Origin of the sequence: Uniformispora flossi (assembly GCF_049534875.1) — a bacterium.
GTDB classification, from domain to species: domain Bacteria; phylum Actinomycetota; class Actinomycetes; order Streptomycetales; family Streptomycetaceae; genus Yinghuangia; species Yinghuangia aomiensis.
In genome coordinates, this window is sequence record NZ_JBMULZ010000016.1 from 134,973 (window position 1) to 159,000 (window position 24,028).

At 72.8% G+C, this 24,028-nt stretch carries 20 protein-coding genes and 1 pseudogene; 13 read left to right on the forward strand and 8 right to left on the reverse strand.

Features of this window, described 5'->3' with window-relative positions; genetic code table 11:
- The first annotated feature begins 184 nt into the window (after window positions 1-184).
- Both ACPA54_RS29230 and ACPA54_RS29235 read left to right on the forward strand, forming a co-directional pair.
- Window positions 185-1,363 (forward strand): thiolase family protein, encoded by a 1,179-nt coding sequence (locus ACPA54_RS29230; RefSeq protein ID WP_423534380.1) that lies wholly within the window; start codon window positions 185-187, stop codon window positions 1,361-1,363.
- A 140-nt stretch (window positions 1,364-1,503) separates the two neighbouring features.
- Entirely contained in the window at window positions 1,504-2,277 is a 774-nt protein-coding gene (locus tag ACPA54_RS29235; RefSeq protein ID WP_423534381.1) for a TetR/AcrR family transcriptional regulator, read from the forward strand.
- Window positions 2,278-2,375: 98 nt separating this feature from the next.
- Here ACPA54_RS29235 and ACPA54_RS29240 read toward each other — a convergent pair whose 3' ends face one another.
- Window positions 2,376-4,928 (reverse strand): DUF7617 domain-containing protein, encoded by a 2,553-nt coding sequence (locus ACPA54_RS29240; RefSeq protein WP_423534382.1) that lies wholly within the window; start codon window positions 4,926-4,928, stop codon window positions 2,376-2,378.
- Between the two features lie 267 nt (window positions 4,929-5,195).
- On the opposite strand from ACPA54_RS29240, the gene ACPA54_RS29245 reads away from it, so the two are divergent.
- The 4 genes from ACPA54_RS29245 to ACPA54_RS29260 all read left to right on the forward strand — a co-directional run bounded on the left by ACPA54_RS29245 (window position 5,196) and on the right by ACPA54_RS29260 (window position 8,389).
- On the forward strand, window positions 5,196-6,068 hold the full coding sequence (locus ACPA54_RS29245) for an alpha/beta fold hydrolase (protein WP_423534383.1): 873 nt from the start codon (window positions 5,196-5,198) through the stop codon (window positions 6,066-6,068).
- Between the two features lie 63 nt (window positions 6,069-6,131).
- Window positions 6,132-6,404 (forward strand): BlaI/MecI/CopY family transcriptional regulator, encoded by a 273-nt coding sequence (locus ACPA54_RS29250; protein ID WP_423534384.1) that lies wholly within the window; start codon window positions 6,132-6,134, stop codon window positions 6,402-6,404.
- Window positions 6,401-7,207, forward strand: a complete 807-nt coding sequence (locus tag ACPA54_RS29255) for an HAD family hydrolase (protein ID WP_423534385.1) — start codon at window positions 6,401-6,403, stop codon at window positions 7,205-7,207. The genes ACPA54_RS29250 and ACPA54_RS29255 overlap by 4 nt, the downstream gene beginning before the upstream one ends.
- Window positions 7,208-7,279: 72 nt before the next feature.
- The gene (locus ACPA54_RS29260) at window positions 7,280-8,389 is read left to right on the forward strand and encodes a cation diffusion facilitator family transporter (RefSeq protein ID WP_423534386.1); all 1,110 of its coding nucleotides are present in this window, start codon (window positions 7,280-7,282) and stop codon (window positions 8,387-8,389) included.
- 52 nt (window positions 8,390-8,441) lie between these two features.
- On the opposite strand, the gene ACPA54_RS29265 is transcribed toward ACPA54_RS29260, so the two are convergent.
- From ACPA54_RS29265 to ACPA54_RS29275, 3 genes and pseudogenes are all read right to left on the reverse strand, one after another.
- Window positions 8,442-8,828 carry a VOC family protein gene (locus ACPA54_RS29265; protein ID WP_423534387.1) on the reverse strand — a complete coding sequence of 129 codons (387 nt, stop codon included), beginning with the start codon at window positions 8,826-8,828 and terminating at the stop codon, window positions 8,442-8,444.
- Between the two features lie 65 nt (window positions 8,829-8,893).
- Window positions 8,894-9,076 (reverse strand): annotated as a pseudogene (locus tag ACPA54_RS29270) (ATP-binding cassette domain-containing protein); the annotation flags it as partial.
- Window positions 9,077-9,190: 114 nt separating this feature from the next.
- Entirely contained in the window at window positions 9,191-10,456 is a 1,266-nt protein-coding gene (locus tag ACPA54_RS29275) for a tetratricopeptide repeat protein (RefSeq protein ID WP_423534388.1), read from the reverse strand.
- Window positions 10,457-10,613: 157 nt separating this feature from the next.
- Between ACPA54_RS29275 and glsA the strand changes: the two genes are divergently transcribed.
- Together glsA and erm are read left to right on the forward strand one after the other, a co-directional pair.
- Window positions 10,614-11,984, forward strand: a complete 1,371-nt coding sequence (gene glsA, locus ACPA54_RS29280; RefSeq protein WP_423534389.1) for a glutaminase A — start codon at window positions 10,614-10,616, stop codon at window positions 11,982-11,984.
- A 318-nt stretch (window positions 11,985-12,302) separates the two neighbouring features.
- Complete coding sequence (erm, locus tag ACPA54_RS29285; RefSeq protein ID WP_423534390.1) at window positions 12,303-13,151, forward strand: 23S ribosomal RNA methyltransferase Erm; 849 nt, start codon at window positions 12,303-12,305, stop codon at window positions 13,149-13,151.
- Here the strand turns inward: erm and ACPA54_RS29290 are convergent.
- Complete coding sequence (locus ACPA54_RS29290) at window positions 13,090-13,911, reverse strand: APH(3'') family aminoglycoside O-phosphotransferase (protein ID WP_423534391.1); 822 nt, start codon at window positions 13,909-13,911, stop codon at window positions 13,090-13,092. The genes erm and ACPA54_RS29290 overlap by 62 nt on opposite strands.
- Before the next feature lie 10 nt (window positions 13,912-13,921).
- Entirely contained in the window at window positions 13,922-15,364 is a 1,443-nt protein-coding gene (pdxR, locus tag ACPA54_RS29295; protein ID WP_423534392.1) for a MocR-like pyridoxine biosynthesis transcription factor PdxR, read from the reverse strand.
- 47 nt (window positions 15,365-15,411) lie between these two features.
- Here pdxR and ACPA54_RS29300 point away from each other — a divergent pair, with 47 nt between their 5' ends.
- From ACPA54_RS29300 to ACPA54_RS29310, 3 genes are read left to right on the forward strand one after another with little or no spacing between them, the layout of a single operon-like run.
- A complete protein-coding gene (locus ACPA54_RS29300; protein ID WP_423534393.1) occupies window positions 15,412-15,864 on the forward strand; it encodes a carboxymuconolactone decarboxylase family protein in 453 nt (150 codons plus the stop codon).
- A 27-nt stretch (window positions 15,865-15,891) separates the two neighbouring features.
- A complete protein-coding gene (locus ACPA54_RS29305) occupies window positions 15,892-16,062 on the forward strand; it encodes a hypothetical protein (RefSeq protein ID WP_423534394.1) in 171 nt (56 codons plus the stop codon).
- A 60-nt stretch (window positions 16,063-16,122) separates the two neighbouring features.
- Window positions 16,123-17,313 carry a hypothetical protein gene (locus tag ACPA54_RS29310; protein WP_423534395.1) on the forward strand — a complete coding sequence of 397 codons (1,191 nt, stop codon included), beginning with the start codon at window positions 16,123-16,125 and terminating at the stop codon, window positions 17,311-17,313.
- Between the two features lie 41 nt (window positions 17,314-17,354).
- Here ACPA54_RS29310 and ACPA54_RS29315 read toward each other — a convergent pair whose 3' ends face one another.
- On the reverse strand, window positions 17,355-18,299 hold the full coding sequence (locus tag ACPA54_RS29315) for an alpha/beta hydrolase (RefSeq protein WP_423534396.1): 945 nt from the start codon (window positions 18,297-18,299) through the stop codon (window positions 17,355-17,357).
- 135 nt (window positions 18,300-18,434) lie between these two features.
- On the opposite strand from ACPA54_RS29315, the gene ACPA54_RS29320 reads away from it, so the two are divergent.
- Complete coding sequence (locus ACPA54_RS29320; RefSeq protein ID WP_423534397.1) at window positions 18,435-19,091, forward strand: TetR family transcriptional regulator; 657 nt, start codon at window positions 18,435-18,437, stop codon at window positions 19,089-19,091.
- 125 nt (window positions 19,092-19,216) lie between these two features.
- On the forward strand, window positions 19,217-21,505 hold the full coding sequence (locus ACPA54_RS29325) for an FdhF/YdeP family oxidoreductase (protein ID WP_423534398.1): 2,289 nt from the start codon (window positions 19,217-19,219) through the stop codon (window positions 21,503-21,505).
- A 52-nt stretch (window positions 21,506-21,557) separates the two neighbouring features.
- Here ACPA54_RS29325 and ACPA54_RS29330 read toward each other — a convergent pair whose 3' ends face one another.
- A complete protein-coding gene (locus tag ACPA54_RS29330; protein ID WP_423534399.1) occupies window positions 21,558-23,690 on the reverse strand; it encodes an FAD-dependent oxidoreductase in 2,133 nt (710 codons plus the stop codon).
- Between the last annotated feature and the right edge of the window lie 338 nt (window positions 23,691-24,028).

A 24,028-nucleotide genomic window follows, 5' to 3' on the forward strand; every position in this document is an offset into this window, starting at 1 on the left:
CCGGCAGCCGAAAGAAGCCGTTGACAGACACCGCACGCACCACCAAACTCTGCGCAGCCACAATTATGCACAAGAGTTCATCAGGCGAACAACACTCCGGATGGACGGGAGAGCGGTCGCCTGGCGACGACATCTGCCCCACCGGTACGCGCTGCGCGCCTGCGCTCGCTCCCGTGGAGGCCACATGACCACGCGTGACGTCTACATCGTCGACGCCGTCCGCACGCCGATCGGCAAGTACGCCGGTGCTCTGTCCGGCGTCCGCCCCGACGACCTGGCCGCGGGCGTGCTGCGCGCGCTCGTCGACCGCAGCCCGGCGCTCGACCCGGCGCGTATCGACGACGTGTACTTCGGCAACGCCAACGGCGCGGGGGAGGAGAACCGCAACGTCGCGCGCATGGCGGTGCTGCTCGCCGGACTTCCGGTCACCGTGCCCGGCGTGACCGTCAACCGGCTCTGCGCGTCCGGGCTGGAAGCCGTGGTGCAGGCCTACCGTGCGATTGCCGTCGGGGATGCGTCGATCGCAGTCGCGGGCGGTGTGGAGTCCATGAGCCGCGCGCCGTGGGTGATGGCCAAGCCGGAGCGCGGATTCCCGGCGGGCGCGCAGCAGTTGCACTCCACCACCCTCGGGTGGCGCATGGTCAACCCGCGGATGCCGGGGGAGTGGACCGTGGGGCTGGGCGAGGGCGCGGAGCTGATCGCCGACAAGTACGGCATCACGCGCGAGGCGCAGGACGCGTTCGCATGGGCGAGCCACCGCAAGGCCGCGGCGGCATGGGCGGCCGGGGCGTACGACGGCGAGGTGGTGCCGGTCGCCGAGCTTCCGCGCGACGAGACCATCCGTGAGAACACCTCGATGGAGGCCCTGGGCAAGCTCAAGCCCGCCTTCCGGGCCGACGGCTCGGTGACCGCGGGCAACTCGTCGCCGCTGAACGACGGCGCCGCGGCCTTGCTGATCGCCGACGAAGCCGGGCTCGCCGCACTCGGGCGCGAGCCGCTGGCCCGGATCAGTGCCGGGGCGACGACCGGGATCGAACCGCAGTACTTCGGGCTCGGCCCGGTGGAGGCCGCGCAGCGGGCGCTGGCCAAGGCCGGCCGAAGCTTCGCGGACCTGCGGACCGTCGAACTCAACGAGGCCTTCGCCGCCCAAGCGCTGGGGTGCTTGGCGGCCTGGCCCGAGCTTGATCCGGCCGTGGTCAACCCGCGCGGCGGAGCCATCGCGCTGGGGCACCCGCTGGGGGCGTCCGGGGCCCGGCTGGCCGGCGCGGTCGCGCATCAGCTGGCCGCGGCCGGGTCGGGGCTGGGAATGGCCACGCTGTGCATCGGTGTGGGGCAGGGGACGGCGCTGCTGCTGGAGAGGTGACGATGCGTCAGGGCCGGTGCGCCGCAGGCAAGGTGGCGGTGGCCCAATAAGTCAGGTCTCCTGACGGTGCGGCCGCGTCGTTGCGTAATCTGAGGGCAAAACGCCGGTCGGCGCCCGTGTGGCGCGGTGAAGGGACACCCATGGTTCAGGAACCGGAGAACGCCGCCGCGGTCGCTCCGGCGCGCGGCCGCGGACGGCCGCCGCGGCTGTCCCGCGAGCAGATCATGGACGCGGCGGTCGCGCTGGTCTACGCCGGCCCGGCGGTGCCCCTGACCGTTAAGCGGGTGGCCGAAGCCGTCGGGTCCGCGCCGATGGCGTTGTACCGGTACTTCCCGGACCGGGACGATCTGCTGCACGCGGTGGCCGACCGGATCGCGGCGGACATGCACTACGACCCGCCGGACGGCTCGACCTGGCAGGACAAGCTGCGCGCCTGGATGCTGGCAAGCATGGAACACCTGCGCCCGTACCCGCAGTTGCTGCCCTACATCGCCTCCACGCGGCAGCCCGCGTGGCTGCCGTCCTTCGTCATGCTCACCGAAGTCCTGGCGCCTTTGGGACTGGACGACGAGGATCTCGCGCTGGCCGTGGCGCTCATCGGCACCACGGTCGTCGGGCAGGCCAACCTCGCGGCGCGGAGAACCCCGGCGGACGAGATGGTCGACATCATGCAGGAGGCCTTGTCCGCCGCGGGCGCCGAGCACCGGGCGCGGGTCGGGGCGGTCCTGACGCGCCTGCCGCAGGCGTTCGAGCGCCTGTACGCCGTGGTGATCGATACGACGATCGCGGCGGTGGAGGAGCTGGCCGGGACGGGGACGCGGGCGACGGGGCCCGCAACGCCGTTGTTCGCCCCGCTCACCCCGCTGTCCGCCGAGTCTCCGCTGTCCCCGCTGTTCAGCAGCCCCGGCGCCTGAGCCGCCCGGCCCCTGCCCGAGCGGTCCCTGCCCGAGCGGGTCCCTTCCCGCCCGGCGCGCAGCCGGGCGGGAAGGGACCGAGGACTAGCGGATCCGGATCACTCCTTGCCGCCCACCACGAGGATGCACAGCAGCGAGCAGGCCACCGCCGAAGAAGATGCGGTGGTGGTGGGCGCGGTGCCCGCGGGCGAGTTCGCGGCCACGAAACTCGCCGACGCGGTGTTCTTCACCGGCAGCGCCAGCAGCAGCGAGTCGCAGTAGACCTGGCGGCTGCTCCCGGCGGCCAGGGCGAAGGTGCCGGCGGCTTGTCGGCAGGCGGGCACGGTGGCGTCGTTGACGGTCACGGTCGCGGCGTCCACGGGGCCCGCGTTGCTGACGGTGATCCGCCAGTGCGCGGTGCCGAGCAGGCCGAGCAGGCCCACCGGACTGTTCTTCGCCCATGGCCCGGGTCCGCCCGGTGCGCAGTCGTGCGGGTTGAGCGACCCGCAGATCTCCTTCTCCACGCTGACCTGGGGCTGGCACGCCGCGCCGGGCGCGACGGCGGTCGTGACGGTGTTGGACGTGAACGTGCCGGTCGGGTCGGTGCCGGTCGCGGTGTTGCCGACCGACGTGGCGGTGCAGTTGGCCGTGACGGTGGTTTTGAAGCAGATCTGCGGCGCGTCGCCCTTGTACTCGACGACCAGCGCCGGGTGGTTGCCGTTGTCGAAGTCGCCCGCGGTGGTGAGGACGAGTTGCGCGGTGACGGTGATCGACGGGTGCGCGGCGGGATCGATGCCGGTCAGGTCGACCGTGCCGTCCGCGGCCAGGCCCGGAGTGGCGATGACGGTGCCGTCCGGGTCGGTGACGGTGGCGCGGGAGGCGGCCATGTCGACGTGCGTCAGGTCGAGGCCGGTCAGCCGGGCCCGCGTGTAGCCCTGGATGTTGCCGCTGCTGCCGTCGCAGTAGAAGTCGGCGGGCTTGAGCGTGACGCTGGCGCCGCTGTGCACGCACGGGCTGGCGCCGGTCGTCGGGTCGAGCGAGAACAGGTAGCCGGCGTCACCGAGGCCGATCAGGCAGCGGGAGGTGGCGTCGTAGGTGTACCCGTAGTCGCGGGTGGCGCCGCCGTTGACACCCGGGTGGGTGGCGGGCAGCGGGAAACCGGCGCAGGGTGCGGCGGTCGTCCAGTCGTGGCAGATCGTCCCGCCGGCCAGGCTGCCGCCCCAGGCGGGGAAGTAGCTGCGCGTCCCGGCGGGGGTAGTGACGGTTTCCGGGCTGAAGGTCAGCGTGGTGCCGGCCAGCGAGTTGAGCGACGTGGGCGCGGCGTGTGCGGAGCCGTCGAGTCCGTAGCAGGTCGTCAGGACGTTGGGTCCGCCGGCGGTGCTGGTGCACACGCCGTCCGCCTGCCCGGCGGTGTTGTAGGCGGCGAAGGCGTTGTACGTGTAGTACGCGCTGCTCGGCCCCGCGGTGTGCGGGGTCGTCCAGCCCGCGCAGGTGGTCGCGGTCGCGGTGTCGAAGCAGCCGAGAGCGGGCGGCCCCGAGACCGTGGAACCCCCGCCCTGCGGCGAGGACGAGGCGAAGACCCGGCTGCCGACCGTGGTCAGGCCGCCGAGGTAGAGCGCCGCGGGGGTGCCGGGCAGGTCGTGGTTCGCGGCGACGATCGGCGCGAACGGCTGACCGGCGCACGGCGTGCGGGTGGCCAGGGTCATGCACAGCACCTGGCCGGTGTTTGGGACGCCGTACAGGTTGTCGCCGACCTGGACCAGGCCCGCCAGGTTGTTGGCGCTGCTGGGCGAGCCGCCCATGGTGGCCAGCGGGACGAAGCCGCAGTTGGCGCGCGCGGTGAGGTCCAGGCAGCCGACGCCGACGGCGGACGCGGTGACCGCCGGGTAGAGCAGCTGGTCGGGGTTGCCCGGGTCGAGCACGTACTGCGGGGTCAGCGGGCTGCCGATGTTGCCGGTGGCGCCGCTGCCGAGCGGTCCGGGCGTGGTGTTGAGCGGACGCGGCCAGGGGCCGCCCGCGCACGGCTGACCGAGCGTCAGGTTGATGCAGACGACCTGCGGCGCGGTGGGCGCGGCGTGGTGGTAGATGTTCCACGACTCGATCTCGCCGCTCGCGGTCCGGTGCAGGACGGGCGTGAACCCGTCGCCGCCGGTGGGCTGCGGGGTCGGCTTCACCGGGCCGAGGGCCAGGGTCGCGAGGGAGGTGCCGCCGGCCAGGGCCAGCGAGTTCTGGGCGCGCACCGCGGTCGTGGCCGCCCCCGTGTCCGCGGTGCCGAAGGTGGTGCCGTCGGTGGACCAGCCCGCGGTCCAGCCGGGCGGCACCTTCAGCGAGCCGGGCACGTAGGTCTGGGCGCTGCCCGCGCCCGCGATCCGGTCGGTGACGGAGGCGGGTGCGGGGGTGTCGCCGGTGGTCGCGTTCCGGTAGCGGACGGTCCAGTCCAGCGTGTCCCCGTGGTCGGCGGTTGCGGCACCCGGGTGGGTGGCGTTCCGGACGCTCTTCTCGAGCGTGGACGTGGTGTCGGCGGCGGCCGGGACGGTGGCGCCCAGGCCGAGCAGCAGCAGACCGATCGTGAGCAGGACGGCCGTGGCTGCGCGCAGCGGGCGGACCGCGGCGGACGGGCGGGTCGAAGTGGGCTGACGGTTCGGAGCGGACGGACGCGGGCTTCTCAGCACAGGTTCTCCACCTCGGATCGACGGACGGACCGACCGGTTGTCGGGCCGGGCCGTGGATCAGGCTAGGGCGGCGAACTGGCAGGAACAGACCCGTTTTTCCCTATTGGTCACATGATGATTGAATACTATGAGCTACCGACCGATCGCCTAGCGTTCTCTTGGCGGATCGCGGAAAAACTAATGGATAAGAAGCTATCTATTCATTAGAGTGGCGATGATCCCGCACCGGGCTCCCACCGCGCTCCACCGCGAGAAATCGAGACCGCCATGCCCGCGCTCGCCCTCCCTCAGGTCAGGCACCGCCGCATAGACGTCGACGGCATCGGCGTCTTCTACCGGGAGGCCGGGCCCGCGGACGCGCCCGCGCTGCTCCTGCTGCACGGATTCCCGTCCAGTTCCCGGCAGTTCGCGCGGCTCATCGACGCGCTCGGCGGCGACTACCACCTCGTCGCGCCCGACTACCCGGGCTTCGGCCACAGCGATGCGCCGTCCGCCGACGCGTTCGCCTACACCTTCGACGCGCTCGCCGACCTCACCGAGAAGTTTCTCGTCGCGCTCGGGCTCGACCGATTCACCCTCTACGCCTTCGACTTCGGCGGCCCCGTCGGCTTCCGCATCGCGACCCGCCACCCGGAGTGGATCGAGGGGCTCGTCGTCCAGAACGCCAACGCCTACCTCGACGGGCTCTCCGACGCCGCCCGCGAACTCACCGCGCTCAAGCCCGGCGTCCCCGGTGCGGAAGACGCGATCCGCGGCATCCTTGCCCCCGACGTCACCCGCGGCCAGTACGAAGGCGGCACCGCCGACCCGGAACTCGTCGCCCCCGACGGCTGGACCGCCGATCAGCACTTCCTCGACCTGCCCGGCCGCGCCGACATCCAGATCGCCCTGGGCCTCGACTACCACACGAACGTCGCGCTCTACCCGGACTGGCAGGAGTGGCTGCGCACGCACCGGCCGCCCGCGCTGGTCGTCTGGGGCCGCAACGACCTCTTCTTCCCGGAGCCGGGCGCGCACGCCTACCTGCGCGACCTGCCCGATGCCGAACTGCACGTCCTGGACACCGGGCACTTCGCGCTGGAGGACAAACTCCCCCAGATCGCGCCGCTGATCGCCGCGTTCCTCGACGCCCGCCGCTGAAGGTACGGTCTGGAAGTAGACCGCCCCGGGTGACGGGGGCGGCGGACCGGACGGGAGGCCGCGGTGGACGAGGCGCCGCGCGTGCAGGGCGGGTTGCAGGCCGAGACCATGACGGTGCTGCGGCGGATCGGCGCGGGCACCGTGGAGCAGGTCCGCGGCGGACTGCCCGAGGGCTCCGGGAGCGCGTACCCGACGGTGCGGACGGTGCCGAACCGGCTCGCCGAGCGGGGCCCGCTCGTGCGGGCGTCGGCAGTCCGGTCGGCAAGCCCGTCCGCAACCCGATCGGCCTCGGAGCCTCCGCAGCCGGCGCCCGAACCCGCCGCTTCCGAGACGTGACCCGCGTCCGGACCCCGGCGGCGAGCGCGGGCATGCGCGGCATCGCGGCGCTCGCGATCGACTTCAGCGGCACCCTGGCCCGTCCGGGCCCGAATCCGGACGGCGCCAGGGTGGCCGACATCGTGGCGTCCCAGCTCGACCGGGACATGCCGCCCGGTTTCGCGCCGGCCTTCGACACGGCGATCGCGCGGATCCACCGCGCCGACCACGCCACGGAGCGGCACACGCCGTTCGCCGACGCCATCGCCCAAGCCGCGCGACGCAGCGGGCTCACGGACCTCGACCCCGCCGCCGCGGCCGAAGCCGTGTTCGCCGCGGTGCCCGATGCGGCCGTCGACGGCCGTGCCGCCGACGCCGTGCGTCGGCTGACGCGGCAAGGCTGGCGGTGCGTGCTGGCCTGCAACACCGAGCGCTCCGGCCGCGCCCGGGCGCGCACCCTCGACGCGGCGGGTCTCACCGGGTGCTTCGCGGGCAGCGTCCTGTCCGGCGAAGTCGGTTACCGCAAACCGCATCCGCGGTTCTACGAGGCCGTGGTCACGGCGTGCGGGGTCCCGGCGCCGCACATCCTGTTCGTGGGCGACCACCCGGAGAAGGACGTGCTGGGGCCGCGCCGGCACGGCATGATCGCCCTCCGCGTCGCACGCCTCGGCAGCCCCGCACCGGCGGCGGGCGGGATGCTCGGGCACCTCGCCGACCTGCCGGACTTCCTGGCGTCGATGGGCGCGTGGCCCCGGCCGGGAGCGGCCGAGGCCGTCCGCGGGCTTTCCGCCGTCTCCACCCGGCCGCCGCCTGCGCGACACTGAAACCGCAGGTCACCGACCTGTCGCCGGCCTCCGCGTTTCCGTTGCCGCGCCCCCACCAAACGGGAGGTACATGTGCCGACACCCCCGCACGGCCACGACGACGTCCATGAGGCCGGCCGCGACCACGGCGCCGTCGGACACGACCACGACGCCGACCACGCCGACCACGACCACGGTGCCCACGGCGACCACGGCCACGCCGGGCATGCGCACGGCGTCTCCGTCGACGCCGACCGCCGATGGCTGACGGCCGCGCTGTCGCTCATCGCCGTCTTCATGGTCGGCGAAGTCGTCGTCGGTATTGCCGCGTCGTCGCTCGCGCTGCTTTCCGACGCCGCGCACATGCTCACCGACGCGGCGTCGATCGTGCTCGTGCTGGTCGCCATGCGCTTGGCCGCCAAGCCCGCGCGCGGCGGTTACACCTACGGGTTGAAACGTGCGGAGATTTTGTCGGCCCAGGCCAACGGCCTGACCCTGGTGCTGCTGGCCCTGTGGCTCGGCTACGAGGCGATCCGGCGCCTGATCCATCCGCCGGACGTGGCGGGCGGGCTGGTCCTGATCACGGCCCTCGTCGGGATCGCGGTCAACATCGCGGCGGCGTGGTGCATTTCGCGGGCCAACCGGACATCCCTCAACGTCGAAGGCGCCTTCCAGCACATCCTCAACGACCTTTTCGCGTTCGTCGGGACCGCGGTGGCCGGTGCCATCGTGCTGACCACAGGCTTCAGCCGCGCCGACCCGATCGCCACGCTGCTGGTCGTCGTCCTCATGCTCAAGGCCGGCGTCGAACTGATCCGCGCATCCGGGCGGATCTTCCTCGAGGCCGCCCCCGCGGGCATCGACCCGGACCAGGTCGGCGACCGCATGGCCGCGGCCGACCAGGTCGTCGAGGTGCACGACCTGCACATCTGGCAGATCACCACCGGGCAGCCCGCCCTGTCCGCGCACGTGCTGGTGACGCCCGGCGGAGACTGCCACGCGGTGCGGCGGGCCATGCAGCGCGAGCTCAAGACGGCGTACGGCATCACCCATGCCACCTTGCAGGTCGACCACCTCGGCGAAGACACCGACGAAGGGCTGCTGCAGATCGGCACCCCGCCCCGCGCCGACGCGCACGGCCGCCACGACGACGGCGAGGACGCGCACGGCCCGGTCCACCGGCCCGGGCCGCACGAGCACTGAGGTCCGTCAGGTACTTGCGCCGTCCCGCCGTCCCCGAAGCGGCGGGTGAGGGTCAGGAACTCTCGGCCGCGGAGCGGTCGGAGGCGCTGCGGAGGACGCAGAACTCGTTGCCTTCGGGGTCGGCGAGGACCGCCCAGCCCGTGCCGTCGGGGTTGCGGTGGTCGGCGACGAAGGTCGCGCCGAGGCGCAGCAGCCGGGCCACCTCGTCGTCGCGTGTGGTCTCGGGGCGCAGGCACAGGTGGATGCGGTTCTTGACGGTCTTGGGTTCGGGGACCTGGTTGAAGTACAGCGCCGGGCCCTCCGCGAGCGGCACCTGCGTCTCGCGGTCGCCCGGCCGACTGTCCGGGTCGAGCGGACGGCCGGTCACCCGGCTCCAAAACCGGGCCAGTTCGTAGGCATCCGCACAGTCGATCGCCACGTTCTGCACTACCGAGACCATGCGCGCGAGCATTGCCGATGTCCCGAACCGGCGCAAACGCAGCGGATCGCGGAGCTCCGCGTACGGTCGACGAGCGCCCGCCCCGAGGTGGGGCGGTCGAGTCCCATGACCATCCGCATCGTCGTCGACTTCCCCGCGCCATTGGGCCCGAGGAAGCCGGTGACCTGCCCGGGCCTGACGACCAGGCTCAGATCGTCGACGGCGACCGCGTCCCGGAACCGCTTGCCGACTCGTTCCCATGTGATCATGCCCCGACGCTACGAGCGGCCGTGGGCCCGGCACATCTCCCGAACGTCGCCGGGAACTCTGTCTTTCGACAGAGGGCGGGCGGCGGTCCTACGGCCGCCGCCCGCCCCCGGCCGTCACACGAACCGCGAGCTGCGCACCGGCCCGGCGGACGCCACGCGGTCGCGCGGCCCGACCGCCCAGGCCGCGGATATGGCGGCGGTGAACGCGGCGGGAGCATCGTCCGGGTCGGGCGGGGACTCGCCGTCGCCCGTGTCGGTCTCCGCCGGTGCGCCGACGATGTCCGCGGCGACGGCGGCCGCGTCGCGGTCGTCCGGCGGGCTGCCCTCCGGGTCGGCGGTCAGCTGCTTCTCCCACGGCGCCGAGCCGGTCTGGCGCAGCAGGCCGATCACGTCCGCGGGGACACCCGGCGGGTCGGTCCAGCAGGACGCGTGCTCGTAGAGCACCTGCCCGGGGGCGCGTTCGCGCAGCGACCGCACCGTGCCCTCGTCGACGTCGTCGAGGCGATACGCGACGACCACCGTGTCGGGCCGGTCCGGCTCGTACGGCACCGCGGGCAGTCCGAGCACCTCGGCCGCCGCGAGGCCCATGATGTGCGCACCGCGCTCGTCGAGCAGGGACACCGTCGTGGGTGCGCGTCCCGCGGCGTGGAGGACGAGCCCGAGGCGGTCCAGCCCGCGCCGGCACGATGCGTGGCTGTCCTGGTGGAAGGCATACCGGCCGGTCATGCCCTGCGCGAAGCCGTGCGGCGAGATCTCCGCGAGGACGGCGCCGGTGAGCACGAACTGCCAGCCGCGCAGGTCCTGATGGTCGAGCGGGCGCACGCCGCGTGCCGTGTCGGTGCGGTCCAGCATGCGGCGCAGGCGGTCGCGCGCCCACAGCCACTTGTCGTCCGGTTCGGCCAGGCGGGCGAAGACGTCGCGGGCCGGATCGGGGGTGCCGGCCAAGAGGAGGTGGTACGCGAGCATGTAGCGCTCGGGCCAGTCGGACAGCGCGGGCTCGGCGGCCCGGAGCACGGCAACGGCGTCGCTGTGCCGCAGCTCGTCCTCGTAGGCGGCGACCAGCTCGGTGCGTGCGACGGGCGAGTCGGGCGCGAGCCGGACGGCCTCCACGAGCGCCGGGATCGCGGCGTAGGACGCGCCGTGTTCGATGCAGGCGTACCCGAAGTCGAAGAGCCGCCGGGCGTCGTCCGGCTCGGCGGCCAGCTCGGCCGCGGCCTCCGCCAGGTCGCCGAAGCCGACGAGCCCCGCGGCCTTGCCGACCACTCGCGCCAGATCCGCCACCGGGATCTGTTCCGCGGTGAACCTCAGGTGCCGTATGACCCCGGCCGCGTCACCGTCGTCGAGAAGCTCCCATGCCTTGTTCAGTTCGGTATTCGTCATCGGGACGAGGGTTCAGCAGGACGGATGCCGTCCGCAACCGAGATTCGCCACGGCACCTGTGGGCCGAAACCGTCCGGCGGCGACCGGGTGCTCGGTCGCGGCCGCCGTCGCACCCGCTGCGGTTGCGGGGGCCGGGGGAGCGGGTGAAGGTGGCCGGATGGAGCCGGTGACGGATGCACTCGAGGAGATCTGCCGCCGTTTGGCCGGCGTGGCGGACGGCGCGGTCGCCGACTACATCCCGCAGCTCGCCCTCGCCGATCCCCAGGCGTTCGGCCTGGCGCTCGTGAGCATGGACGGGCACCGCTACCAGGCGGGCGACGCGCACACCCCGTTCACCATCCAGTCGGTGTCCAAGCCGTTCGTGTACGCGCTGGCCCTCGCCGACCTCGGGCCCGACGCCGTGGCGGCCCGCGTGGGCGCCGAGCCCAGCGGCGAGGCTTTCAACGCCATCAGCCTGGAACCGGGCACCGGCCGCCCCGCGAACCCGATGGTCAACGCCGGGGCGATCGTGGCCACCTCGCTCGTGCGCGGCGCGGACGCGGGCGAGCGCTTCGAGCGCATCCGCGCCTGCCTGTCGGCGTTCGCGGGCCGCGCGCTGGACGTGGACGAAGAGGTCTACGCCTCCGAAGCGGCCACCGGCGACCGCAACCGGGCTTTGGCCTACCTCATGCGCGCCGCGGGCGCCCTCGACGGCGACGTCGGGGAGGAGGTGGACACCTACTTCCGGCAGTGCTCCGTCCGGGTGACGGCGTGCGACCTCGCGGCCATGGCCGCGACCCTCGCCCACGGCGGCGCCAACCCCGTGACCGGCGAGCAGGTGGTCACCGAGGACGTGGCCACCCGCGTCATGGCGGTCATGGCCACCTGCGGCATGTACGACCGCGCCGGCACCTGGCTCCTCGACGTCGGGCTCCCCGCGAAGAGCGGCGTCGCGGGCGGGCTCATCGCCGTGAGCCCGGCGCGGTTCGGCATCGCGGTCTACAGCCCGCCGCTGGACAAGACGGGCAACCCGGTGCGCGGCGTACGCGCACTCACCGAAGTCTCCCGCCGTTTCGGCCTGCACATGATGCGCCCGGCCGGACGGCACGCCGTCACGGTGACCGAGGCCACCACGGGACGCAAGGCGGGCGCGGCCCGGTCCGAACGGGTCCGCGGCCCGGAGGAGGACGCGCGGCTCGCGGCCGAGGGCCACCGCATCGTGCTCGTCGCGGCGCAAGGCGGCCTGGAGTTCACCGAAACCGAGCAGATCCTGCACGCCGTCGACATCCGGGTGCCCGAGCAGCCGGGCTGGATCGTCCTGGACCTGACCCGGGTCACCGCCATCGCGCAGGGCTCCGCGATGATGCTCGGCGCGGCGCTGGCCGCGTTCGCCCGCCAAGGCCACCACATCGTGATCGCCGCACAGCGCGACTTCCCCGCACCGGTGCCCGACACTCCCAGCTGGCACACGTTCCCGGACCGCGAGGCCGCACTCGCCTGGAGCGAGGAGCAACTCCTCGCGGAGACCGCGGACCTCCGAGATACCTGACGAACCTCCCGACGGGGCCCGCGGCGCCGTGCCCGGGTCGGGTCCCGAGGCGCTGTTAGACTCCCGGGCATGGCAGCCAACTTCTTCATCCGTACCCGCCACGCCTAAGCGGCGGGCCGGATTCCGGCGGCAATAGCCGTCTTCCTTCGTGTTCTGTGCTCCGCCGTCGCCGTGATTCCCGCCGGTGCGGCTCCTTTGTGCGTTCTTCCCGGTGATCGGCCTACCTCTGCCGGTCCCCGGTCGGTTGACCTTGGCGTCCACCGACCGCGTGTCACGCTCGCTGCCCGGCTCCGCCCTTCACTTCTGCGGAGCAGTCCCTTGCCGTACTCCACTCCTCGCCCGGACGCGTCCTTCGGCGGCCGCCACGAGCTGGGCCAGAACTTCCTCGTCGACCGCGACACCATCGCCGCCGTGGTCCGCCTCACCGACGACACCACCGGCCCGATCGTCGAGATCGGTCCCGGCGACGGTGCGCTGACGGTGCCGCTCGCCGCAACCGGCCGTCACGTCACCGCGGTCGAGCTTGATCCGCGCCGGGCGCGCAGGCTGATGCGGCGGGTGCCCGGCACCGTCGACGTGGTGAACGCCGACGCCCTGCGCTTCCGGTTCCCCGCGCACCCGCACACCGTCGTGGGCAACATCCCGTTCCACCTGACCACGCCGATCCTCCGCAGGCTCCTGGCCCTCCCGCACTGGGACGCCTGCGTCCTCCTCGTACAGTGGGAAGTCGCCCGGCGGAGAGCCGGGGTGGGCGGGGCCAGCTTGCTCACCGCGAGCTGGTGGCCGTGGTTCGAGTTCGGGCTGTACGGACGCGTCCCCGCCCATGCCTTCCGGCCGCGCCCGTCGGTCGACGGCGGCTTGCTGGCGATCCACCGCAGGCCCCAATCGCTGGTCGAGGACCGCACGGCCTACCAGTCGTTCACCCGCCGGGTCTTCACCGCCCGCGGCCGCGGACTGCGGGAGATCCTGCGGGCGTTCCTCCCCGCACGCCGCATCGACACGTGGCTGCGAAGGCACGACGTGCCGCCCCACGCCCTGCCCAAGGACCTGGACGCGGCCCAGTGGGCTGCGTTGTGGGCGGCGGTGGAAGGCGCGAACAGGCAGGTCATCCCCAGGTCAGCGGATCGAGGTCGAGGTAGAAGCGCAGGCGGTCCCGGTCCAAGGTGAGGCCGTAGCGCTCGGCGAAGGCCGTGTCCGCGGTGCGGGCGCGGTCTTCGTCCGGCCAGGTCTCGCGGGAGTTGGCGAGGAGCAGGGCCAGGTCGGCGTAGCGGTCGGCGGTGCCGAGGCGGCCCAGGTCGACGAAGCCGGACACGTCCCAGGTCCGCGGGTCGAGGACGATGTTGGGGAGGCACAGGTCGCCGTGGCAGACGACGGTGTCGGCCGGCTCCTGTGCACGGCGGGTCGGCAGTTGCGCGGTGATGTTCGCCAGCAACTCGGCGGCGGGCACGTGCTCCTGCTCCGGCGGCAGGAACTCCGGGTTGACCGCGTCCCGGGCCACGACGTCGCGCGCCAGGGCGACCATCGTGTCGAGTCCGCGGGAGAACGGGCACTCCGACACCGGGACTTCGTGCAGGCGGCGGACCGCGTCGGCGATGCGGTCCCAGGCGGTCCGCAGGTCTTCCGCGGCGACTTGGTCGGCGGGGACGCCGGGCACGGCGCTGGTCACCAGGCACGCGCCGGCGTCGTTCGCGGACCAGTCGGCGACCCGCGGACCCGGTACGCCGTGGTCGCCGAGCCAGGCGACCCGGTCGCGTTCGGCCGCGAGGCCGGCGGCGTCCGCGGCCGACACGCACTTGGCGTACCGGGCCGCGTCCGCGCTGCGGAAGACGGACGCGCCGGACTCGCCCGCGGCGACCGGCAGCCAGTCGGCACCGCCGATTCCGAACAGGGCGGGCGAGAGGGCCTGGGACTCGGACCGGTAGCTCACACCGGCAACCCTAAACCGGGAGCTCCGAAGCCCCCGGTCCCCCGTCGGGCAGGCACAAGAGCAGGGCGTCCAAGGCGCGGTTGAACGCGTGTTCCGCGGGTGTGCCGTAGCCGATCACGAGGCCGTCGCGTGGCGGGAGGGTGCTGTCCGGGTGCCGGTACGGGGCCAGTCCGTCGATGGCCAGGCCCAGGCGGGAGGCCGCGCGCAGGGCGGCCTGCTCGGTGCCCGGCGGCAGTTCGAGGACCGCGTGCATGCCGGCGGCGATGCCGCTGACCCGGATGTGCGGGGCCGCCTCGGCGAGCTTGGCCGCCAAGCGGTCCCGGCGCCGCCGGTAGGCGAGGCGCATGCGGCGCAGGTGGCGGTCGTACGCGCCGCACGTGAGGAAGTCGGCCAGCACGAGCTGGTCGAGCGAGCCGGACCAGCGTTCGCGCACGCCTTTGGCGGCCAGGACGCGGTGCACCAGGGCGTCGGGCAGCACCATCCAGCCCAGGCGCAGCGCGGGGGAGAGGCTCTTGCTGATGGAGCCGAGATAGACGACGCGGTCCGGGTCGAGGCCCTGGAGTGCGCCGACTGGGGCGCGGTCGTAGCGGAACTCGCCGTCGTAGTCGTCTTCGAGGACGATGCCGCCGGTGGCGCGCGCCCAGTCGACGACGGCCGCGCGGCGTTCCGGGTGCAGGGGGCCGCCCATCGGGTACTGGTGGGCGGGGGTCAGCAGCACCGACCGGGCACCGGTGGCGGCCAGGCCGTCGACCACCGCACCGTGCCCGTCCACGGGCAGCGGCACCGTGGTCCGGCCCGCCGCGGCGAGGAGGCCGCGGTGGAAGCCCAGGCCGTACGCCTCGACCGCGACCGGGTCGCTCAGCAGCGGCCCGAGCAGCTCCAGCGCGTGGGCGAAGCCCGCGCAGACCACGATCCGGTGCGGTGCCGTGCGCACCCCGCGCGACCGCGCCAGGTACTCGGTCAGGGCGGTCCGCAACTCGATACGGCCGCGCGGATCGCCGGGGCCGAAGGCGTTGTGCGGTGCGGCGTTGAGGGCCCGCCGTGTCGAGGTGAGCCAGGCCGCGCGCGGGAACTGCGTGGCGTCCGGCGCACTCGGCCAGAGGTCGTGGTCGACCCGGCGCGCCGCCGTGACGGGCGCCCGGGGCGGCTCCACGGGCAGCGGCTCGGCGCGCTGCGCCACGCGGGTGCCGCCGCCTTGGCGCGACGTGAGCCAGCCTTCCTCGACCAGCTCGGCGTACGCGTCGGCGACGGTGTTGCGGGCGATGCCCAGGTCGACGGCGAGCGTGCGGTACGGCGGCAGCCGGGTCCCCGGTGCGAGGCGCCCCGAGCCGATCGCCTCGCGCAGCGCCCGCATCACCTGCTCGCGGCGGTTCCCCGTGCCGTCGAGCACCAAGTGGAGATCGGCGCCCGCCGCCGCGCTCGCGTCCGGGGATTTGACCCATGCTTCTGCCATGAGGATGAACCATACATGTGGGCCAACAGCGCCCTAGCGTTCTTCCCATGACAGCCGTTCAGATCCCCCGGCGCCTCGACTTCCCGACCGTCGCGCCCCAGGTCTTCAAGGCCGTGCTCGCCCTCGACGGGGCCTCCCGCGACGGGCTCGACCCGGTCGTGCGCGAACTCGTCCAGCTCCGCGCCTCGCTGCTCAACCGCTGCGCGTACTGCCTCGACTACCACACCAACGACGCCCGCAAGGCCGGCGAATCCGAGGACCGCCTCCTCCAGCTCGCCGCGTGGCACGACGCCAGTGCGTTCACCGCCCGCGAGCGCGCGGCCCTGGCCCTCGCCGACGCCATCACCCTGCTGCCCGGCGGCATCCCGGACGACGTCTTCGCCACCGCGGCGGCGCACTTCGACGAGCACGAACTCGCCCAGCTGATCGCGATGGTGGCGACGGCGAACGTGTGGAACCGCATCAACGTCGCCTGCCGCACGACCCCGGGCAACGCCTGATCTCGACCATACCCGACCCGGGCGTCGATGCCCGACTGCCTGACCGGGTCTGCCGCGACGCGCCGGGCCGATCAGGTCTTCGCGGACCGGCTCGGACTGCCGCTGATCGACATGCCCGGCAGCCACGTGTGGGCGATCAGCGAACCGGCCGAATTCGCCCGCGCCTTGGAGCCGCTGCTCGAACCGTCCGTGACGTGATCGACTCGCGCGGAGTCGAAGGGGGTGAGGAACGAGGTTCGTTCCGAGGGGAGTTCGATAATGCGCAGGATTGCACGTGCCGCGGTGGTGACCGCGTCCGCGCTGGTGTTGAGCGGTGCCCTGGCAGTGCCAATGCAGGCTTCGGCTGCGCCGCTGCCCCCTGGGGGCGTCGTGTGGACCGAGTCCCATCTCGCGCCGGGCACGCAGATGCTCCCGTACGCGGGTGTGGTGCAGTTCCGGGACCGTTCGATGTGGGTCGGGGGCTCGGACCTGGCGGGGAAGCCGTCGAAGTTCACGCCGAAGCTCGTGTCGGGCAACGGCGGCGACGCGTGGTCGGAGGTCCCGATGGCGCCGCTGCCGCCGACGGCGAACGTCCAGGCGGAGAGCATCGACGGGCTGTCGCGGACGAGCGCCGTCCTGGTCGGCGACAGCGCGGCCGAATTGGGCGGCTTCCTGGCCGAGCGACTGGAAGGCGGCAGCTGGCACCTGGACACCGTTCCGGCGCCGGCGGACACCCTCAACGGGGCGCTGCTGAGCGTCAAGGAGCTGGCGCCCGACAACATCTGGGCGGTCGGGTTCGCGACGATCGACCTGAAGATCAAGGACGACGACGGCTTCGACCTCGTCCGCTGGGACGCGATCATCCGGCACTGGGACGGCACCGCGTGGCGGGTCGTCCCGGTGCCGGACACCGTCAAGGACAGCGCACTGTTCTCCTTGACGGTGTCCGGCGGCCGGATGTGGGCGGTCGGCCGGACGTTCCGCGGCGACGGCACCGCCGCCCCGGTGATGGTGGAGTTCGACGGCAGGTCGTGGAAGCAGACCGCGCTGCCGCCGATGCCGGGCGATCTGAGCGAACTGCGTGCCGTGGCGGCCCGTTCCCCGTGGGACGTCTGGGCGGTCGGCGGCTACCGCGACGACGCGGGGAACTCGCACGGGCTGACCCTGCACTTCGACGGCCGTTCGTGGCAGACGGGTCCGGCGCTGCCCGCGGCCTCCGACGAGGTGCTCGACTCGGTCGCGGCCACCGAACGCGGCATCGTCGCTTTCGGCAACCGCAGTGACACGGACGCGGCCTTCGGCGTGCAGTTCGCCGCGGGCGCGTGGTCGCCGGTGTACCTGCCGGACGGCCAGAAAGAAGGCATCTTCACGGCACGCCGCCTCAACGTCACCGACGGGCGTATCGCGCTCACCGGCACCCGGTGGGCCGGGGACCACATCGAGGGGGTGGTGCTCACCGGGCGGATCTGACCTGGGGCGTCGGGGCCGCGGCCGTTCTCAGGCGTTCCCCGTCACGTTCCGAGGGCCGCGGCCAGGAACGCGAAGATCTCCGCCCGGGCGGCCTCCGCTTGCGGTTCCAGGCCCGGCAGGGTGAGGAACGCGTGCTTGGCGCCCGGGTATTCGGTGAGCCGCACCGGAACCCCGGCGTCGAACAGCCGTTCCGCGTAGCGGCGGCCGTGGTCGGCGACGGCGTCCTGGGTGGGCACCACGACGAGCGTCGGGGCGAGCGCGCCCAGGTCCTCCGCGTACAGCGGTGAGACCGCGCGGGCGTCCCTGCCCGACGGTGCGGCGAGCCGCCGGAAGAGCTGCAGGAGCGGCTCCGCCCGGGACGGCTGGTACGCGTACTCGGCCATCGACGGGTAGTCGAACATGCTGCTGGTGACGTCGACGACCGGGTTGACCAGCACCTGGGCGCGGAGCCGCACCCCAGCGTCCCGGGCCCGGACGGCGGTGAGGGCGGCGATCAGTGCCCCGCAGCTTTCGCCGAACACCGCCGTGCGGGCCGGGTCGACACCCCACTGCGCGGCGTGCCGCAGCACGTGGTCGAGCACGTCCCAGCCGTCGTCGGCGGCATGCGCGAGCGGATCCGCCGGGGCGAGAAGCCGGTGCTCGACCGACAGGACCAGCGCGGGAAGGCGGGCGGCCAGGTGGCTGCTCGTCCAGTCGCACTGCGCCGCCGTGCCGACGAAGCCGCCGCCGTGGACGTGGACCACGAGCGGCAGTTCGGTGTCGCCGGCCGCGGCCGGCCGGTACACCCGCACCGGCAGGTCGCGGCCGGGCAGCGCGATCTCCCGCCAGGCGATCGCGGCGCCGGGATCCGGTTCGCCGAGGAACGGGCGCGCCGCGTCGGATGCCCGCCAGCGGTTCTCGGCCTCGCGGTAGGCGAGGAGGTCCCCGGCCGTGACGGACGCGAAGTCCGGCTCCGGCGGACGCGTGGCGGCGGTGGTCTCGTTCATGTGCCCTTCTCCCTCCCCCGGACGGATGCCCGGGGGTTTCGTGTGTGCTCGGACAGCCTGTTGCCCTCATTATGCACGCGGTGCGTGCAACAGCAAGTGCATAGGTTAGGCTCGGGAAGTGACGAGAGGGGTGCGATGACCGGCCGAAGACGATGGTCGACCGACGAGATCCTGGACACCGCGGCGGAACTGCTGCGCGACGGCGACGCCGAGTCGTTCAGCGTGCGCAAACTCGCCGCCACGCTCGGGACCGACTCCTCCAGCCTGTACCGGCACTTCCGCAACAAGACCGAGCTTTTGCGCGCGGTCGCGGACCGGGTCCTGCTGGCCGCCATGGACGGCTACCAACGTCCCGAAGGCGACTGGAAGGAGCGCGTGACGACGCTGGCGCTGCGCCTGCGCGCGGCCTTCGGCGAGCAACTCCAGCTCGCGGCGGTGTGGGGACGCTACGGCTCCGGCGGCACCGGGTCCCGCCTGCTCATGGAAGAACTGCTGCAAGCCCTACGGGCCTCCGGCCTGCCCGACGAGGAAATCCCGGCGCGCTACCACCGCATCGTGATCCTCCTCGCCGCGCTGATCACCGCCGAGGCCGGCATGGGCACCATGACGCCGAAGGAGTACGAGCAGGGCATGGAGCAGTTCCGCGTCGCGGTCCTCGGCGCGGACCCCGAACGGTTCCCCGCCCTCGCGCACTTCGCCCGCGACATCCGCCCCCTCGGCGCCGACCGCCTCGCCGCCTTCGAGGACATCCTCGCCGCCCACCTCGCCGACCTCGAGGCCCACATCCCCTGACCCGGACCGCTGTCCGCGGGCTGCGCCGAAGCGGTGATCTTCGGGGGTCGCGGTCCGTCGGCTCGGCTTCCGGTGGCCGGGTACGGATGTACTGGAGCGTCCGACACCGCACCGGGAGGGTTGCCATGAACGCGCACGAGGGCGAAATCCCCGGCGGAACCCCCGCGCCGGAGCCCCGATACGAGCACCCGTCGGCCGGGTGGGGGGCCGCGCTCGCCGTCGGGAAGGTCCTGCTGCGGAAGGACGGCGCGCCGGTGGACGGGGTGCGTGCCACGCTGCGGATGAACCATGCCGGCGAGGGATTCGACTGCCCCGGCTGCGCGTGGCCCGACGACCCGGGCAACCTGCACCTGGACGTGTGTGAGAACGGCATCAAGCACGCCGTGTGGGAGATGACCCGCAGGCGGGTCGGCCGGGAGTTCTTCGCCGCGCACACCGTCACCGAGCTGGCGGGCTGGAGCGACCACGCGCTGGAGGACGAGGGCCGCCTGACCGAACCGATGGTGTACGACGCGGACACCGACCACTACGTGCCCATCGGCTGGGACGCCGCGTTCGAACGCGTCGGCAGCACGCTGCGCGGCCTGGACAGCCCCGACGCCGCGGCGTTCTACACGTCCGGGCGGCTGAACAACGAGGCCACGTTCCTGTACCAGCTGATGGTGCGCGAGTACGGCACGAACAACCTGCCCGACTGCTCCAACATGTGCCACGAGGCCAGCGGCCGCGCCCTGACCGCGTCCATCGGCACCGGCAAGGGCACCGTCGACATCCTCGACTGGGACCACGCGGACACGTTCTTCGTGCTCGGCGTGAACGCCGCTTCCAACGCCCCGCGCATGCTGACCTCGCTGGCCGCGGCCTACCGGCGCGGCGCCCGCATCGTGCACGTGAACCCGCTCGTCGAGGCCGCCGCGACCCGGACGATCGTGCCGCACGAGTTCCGCGCGATGGCGACGTTCACATCCACCCCGACCGGCACGCTCAACCTGCAGCCGCGCATCGCGGGCGACATGGCGCTGCTCCGGGGCATGGCGAAGGCACTGCTGGAGACCGCCGAGCACGACCCCGACGCGGTGGACCACGTGTTCCTGGAACGGTTCACGTCCGGCTTCGCCGAGTACCGGGAGCTGTGCCGGACCACGCCGTGGGAGGACCTGGAGCGCGGCTGCGGCCTGACCCGGCAGCAGATGCGGCACGCTGCCGAGGTGTACCGGCAGGGTGCGCACACCATCATCGCGTGGTGCCTCGGGCTGACCCAGCAGGAGCACGGCGTCGACACGATCCGCGAGATCGTCAACGTGCTGCTGCTGCGCGGCAACATCGGCCGAGAAGGCGCGGGCCCGTGCCCGATCCGCGGGCACAGCAACGTGCAGGGGAACCGCACCTGCGGGGTCGACCACCGGCCGAGTGCGGTGTTCCTCGACCGGCTGGCGGGCGTGTGCGGCATCGACCCCCCGCGCGAACCCGGTCTCGACACGGTCCGCGCACTGGCCGCCATGCACGAGGGCAGCGTGCGGGTGTTCGTCGGCATGGGCGGCAACTTCGCGCGGGCCACGCCGGACACCGCCTACACCGAAGAGGCACTGCGGCGGTGCGAACTGACCGTGCACGTCAGCACGAAGCTCAACCGCAGCCACCTGGTGCACGGCCGCCAGGCGCTGATCCTGCCGTGCCTCGGCCGGACCGAGAAGGACCACCAGGCGACCGGCGTCCAGTCGGTGTCGGTCGAGGACTCGATGAGCATGGTGCACCTGTCGCGGGGCATGAAGCAGCCCGCGTCCGCGCACCTGCGCTCCGAAGTGGCGATCATCGCAGGGCTGGCGAAGGCCACGCTTCCGGACAGCACGACACCGTGGGACCACTACGTCGGGGACTACGACCGGATCCGCGACGTCATGGCCCGGGCGCTGGACGGCTTCGACGACTTCAACCGCCGCGTACGGCTGCCGCACGGCTTCCGGCTGCGCCAGCCCGCCCGCGAACGGGTCTTCCTCACCCCGTCCGGCCGCGCCGAGTTCTCCCTGGCCGCGCTGCCCGCCCGGGACGAGACACCCGGCCGCCTGGTCCTGGGCACGATGCGCTCGCACGACCAGTGGAACACCACCGTCTATTCGGAGGACGACCGCTACCGGGGCATCAAGGGCCTGCGCACGCTCGTCTTCATGCACCCCGAGGACATGGCGGCCCGCGGCATCCGCGACCGCGACCGCGTTTCGGTCACCAGCTTCGCCAAGGACGGCAGCCGGCGTTCCGTGCAGGGCTACACCGCCGTGGCCTACGACATCCCGGAAGGCTGCGCCGCGGGCTACATGCCCGAACTGAACGTCCTGTGCTCCGCGGCCGACTACAGCGCGCAGAGCGACCAGCCGCTGATGAAGCACCTGAACGTGGAAATCACGCGCGACGCCTAGTGTCCGCCGCGAGACGCGCGGCGCCCCGACGGCGGTCGGGGCGCCGTCCCGGTCAGCCCGTGTGGGCGTGCAACGCGGTCCGGACGGCGGATTCGAGGGCGCCCTCGATCCAGGCCGGCTTGATGGACGTGTGGTCGCCCGCGAAGTGCAGCGGCCCTTCCGAGGTCGGGATGTCGGGGAACAACTCGGTGTGCTGGCCGGGGAAGAGCACGGACGCCTCGCCGTAGGCGTAGTGGTCGCGAATCCACGACTGCGTCTTGCCCTTGCCGGTGTGGAAGACCTCGATGCGACGGCCGAACACGGCCTGCGCACCGGCCAGCGCGCGCAGGTAGCGCTCGTCGTCGGCGTACGCGTCCCACTTCAAGGCGTCGTCGGACCAGCTGTAGGAGGCCAGCAGGATCCCGCCGTCGCTGCCCGCCATGGGACTGGCGTGTTCGAAGTACATGAACCGGTTGGCGTTGTCGCTCACCGAACCGCCGCCGCGGATGCGGGCGGCCTCCGGGTCGTCGCCGACCGCGGGCCGGAACGCCGCGAAGCACTCCTTCAGTTCGTGGGGGATCGCGACGCCCAGATCCTGCACGGACCGGTGCGCGCCGAGGTACCGGCCGTCCCTGACCTGGCCCGACCGGTACTTGGCGTAGAGGCCGGGTTCGATCGAGTCCAGCGCTTCCTTCCACTGGTCCTCGGTGAACTCCCACCAGCGCCGGGAGAACTCCAGCAGCACCTTGGTGGCCGCGTCGTAGTGGAGTTCGGTGATGGCGCGGCGCTTCCCGTAGGCCAGGGGCGGGTCGAACGCCACGTGGCGCAGTCCCGAGAAGGGGACGGTGACGATCGCCTCGTCGCCCTCGAACACCTCCGTGACGCCGCCCTTCCCGGTCTGGCAGTCCTCGGAGACGGTGTGCACCCGCACCTTGCCGCCGCCGTGTTCGATGCGGACGGCGCGCCGGTCGAGACGCACCTTGCTCTTCACGGGTGCGTACAGCGCGTCGACGAGCAGCGCGGTGCCGCCCTTGATCTCCCAGAACGTGGTCTTGGGGTCGATCAGCGCGCTGCCCAGGAAGCTGTGCAGGAAGGAGAGGTGCAGGCGCGAGGTCAGGTTCTGGATGGTGCCGACGAGGTCGACGGTCCGGACGTCGAGCCCGGCGGCCTCGGTGAGGTACCGGTACATCGACCAGTGGCCGTACCGCTTGAGGACCTCGACCCAGCCTTCCACGAGCGGCGTTCCCTGCTTGCCGCGGATGAGTCGGTGCACGGGTTCGAGCGCGTCCGCGAGGATCGCCGCGGCGGTCTTCGTGCGGTTGGGGCCGGTGATGCCGAAGGTGTCGTTGACCTTCTCGGGGCTCTTCTCGTAGTCGGCCCGGCGCACGTGGAGGCCGTTGACGTGGATCCAGGCGCGGTTGGCCCGCTTCGTCGGATCGTCGACGTCCACGTCCACCAGGTAGAACTCCTGGCGCGGGAGGTCGAACTTCTTGAGCAGTGCCATCAGCAGCGGGTGGCTGTCGGGGAGCCGCATGGCCCCGCCTTCGGCGTACTGCCGCGGGTCGGCGAAGGGCTGCTCGCCGTTCTCGTGGCCGCCCTTGCGGAACGTCTTGATGCGGCCGCCGACCCGGTTGCCGTTGGCCTCGATCACCGTGACGTCGTGGCCCGCCCGGTTGAGCAGGTCGGCGGCCAGCAGGCCGGCCGGACCGGCGCCGACGATGAGGATGCGCTTGGTGCCCTTCCCGGGGTTGGGCGGCAGGCCGTTCTCGACGGCCTTGAGGTACGCCGGGACCAGCGAGGTGTCGTGCTCGTCGTAGACGACGATGGCGCGGGCGACCGCGGTGTACGCCTCGGCGGGGACGCCGGGCGGCGTTCCGGCGGGGTCGGCGGCGGGCGCGGTCGAGGGCGCGGTGCCCGGGCTCAGCGCGGTCGCGGGCCCGGCGGACGCGGCGGCGAGCCCGGCCGCGAGCGCCGACACGCCGGTCGCCGTGACCACGGTCCGCCGGGACGGCCGCGCGCCGCCTGAAGGCCGCCGGTGATCCCGGTCCCGGGGAGGATCGGAGACGACGCGCCGGCCGCCGGATAACGTCGTGGTGTCCGCAGCCGTGAAGGCCGCGTCTTCGGCAGGCAAGTCGTGCTGACCCATATGCGCGTCGTCGCCGTTGCTCGTGCCGCGGTTCTGGGTGTCGAAGTCCTTTGTGCTCATGGCCGATTACTCTGCGGGCCCGTGCGACACGGAGGAAGCGGGGTCACCCGGATGAGTGGTTGGACGTCACTCGTCCGGCGGTAATCCTGGGTCCGGGAGTGCTGCTCGGCAGCTACGACCCGGCGCCGATGAGGGAGCCGCGGTGGGATCGGCTGGGTCGCACCGTTCCCGGACGTGCTTGCCGACCGTCGAGGGGAATCCCTCGGTTCTCGGGGATTGCCGCGGGCGGTGTTGTCCCCGGACGCGGGCGGTGGTCGGATGGGGCGGTTCGGGTGGGGAGCGAACGGGTCGGGGGGCCCGGAGGCTTCGGGAGGGCTGAGCTCTGGGCCGGCGCAAGT

Excerpts from the sequence above, each read along its gene's own strand:
- ACPA54_RS29320 (WP_423534397.1), top strand. The coding sequence starts at position 18,435 with ATGACCGGCCGAAGACGATGGTCGACCGACGAGATCCTGGACACCGCG.
- ACPA54_RS29325 (WP_423534398.1), top strand. The coding sequence starts at position 19,217 with ATGAACGCGCACGAGGGCGAAATCCCCGGCGGAACCCCCGCGCCGGAG.
- pdxR (WP_423534392.1), bottom strand. The coding sequence starts at position 15,364 with ATGGCAGAAGCATGGGTCAAATCCCCGGACGCGAGCGCGGCGGCGGGC.
- ACPA54_RS29230 (WP_423534380.1), top strand. The coding sequence starts at position 185 with ATGACCACGCGTGACGTCTACATCGTCGACGCCGTCCGCACGCCGATC.
- ACPA54_RS29310 (WP_423534395.1), top strand. The coding sequence starts at position 16,123 with ATGCGCAGGATTGCACGTGCCGCGGTGGTGACCGCGTCCGCGCTGGTG.
- glsA (WP_423534389.1), top strand. The coding sequence starts at position 10,614 with ATGGAGCCGGTGACGGATGCACTCGAGGAGATCTGCCGCCGTTTGGCC.
- ACPA54_RS29275 (WP_423534388.1), bottom strand. The coding sequence starts at position 10,456 with ATGACGAATACCGAACTGAACAAGGCATGGGAGCTTCTCGACGACGGT.
- ACPA54_RS29265 (WP_423534387.1), bottom strand. The coding sequence starts at position 8,828 with ATGGTCTCGGTAGTGCAGAACGTGGCGATCGACTGTGCGGATGCCTAC.
- ACPA54_RS29235 (WP_423534381.1), top strand. The coding sequence starts at position 1,504 with ATGGTTCAGGAACCGGAGAACGCCGCCGCGGTCGCTCCGGCGCGCGGC.
- ACPA54_RS29315 (WP_423534396.1), bottom strand. The coding sequence starts at position 18,299 with ATGAACGAGACCACCGCCGCCACGCGTCCGCCGGAGCCGGACTTCGCG.
- ACPA54_RS29300 (WP_423534393.1), top strand. The coding sequence starts at position 15,412 with ATGACAGCCGTTCAGATCCCCCGGCGCCTCGACTTCCCGACCGTCGCG.
- ACPA54_RS29305 (WP_423534394.1), top strand. The coding sequence starts at position 15,892 with ATGCCCGACTGCCTGACCGGGTCTGCCGCGACGCGCCGGGCCGATCAG.
- ACPA54_RS29245 (WP_423534383.1), top strand. The coding sequence starts at position 5,196 with ATGCCCGCGCTCGCCCTCCCTCAGGTCAGGCACCGCCGCATAGACGTC.
- ACPA54_RS29330 (WP_423534399.1), bottom strand. The coding sequence starts at position 23,690 with ATGAGCACAAAGGACTTCGACACCCAGAACCGCGGCACGAGCAACGGC.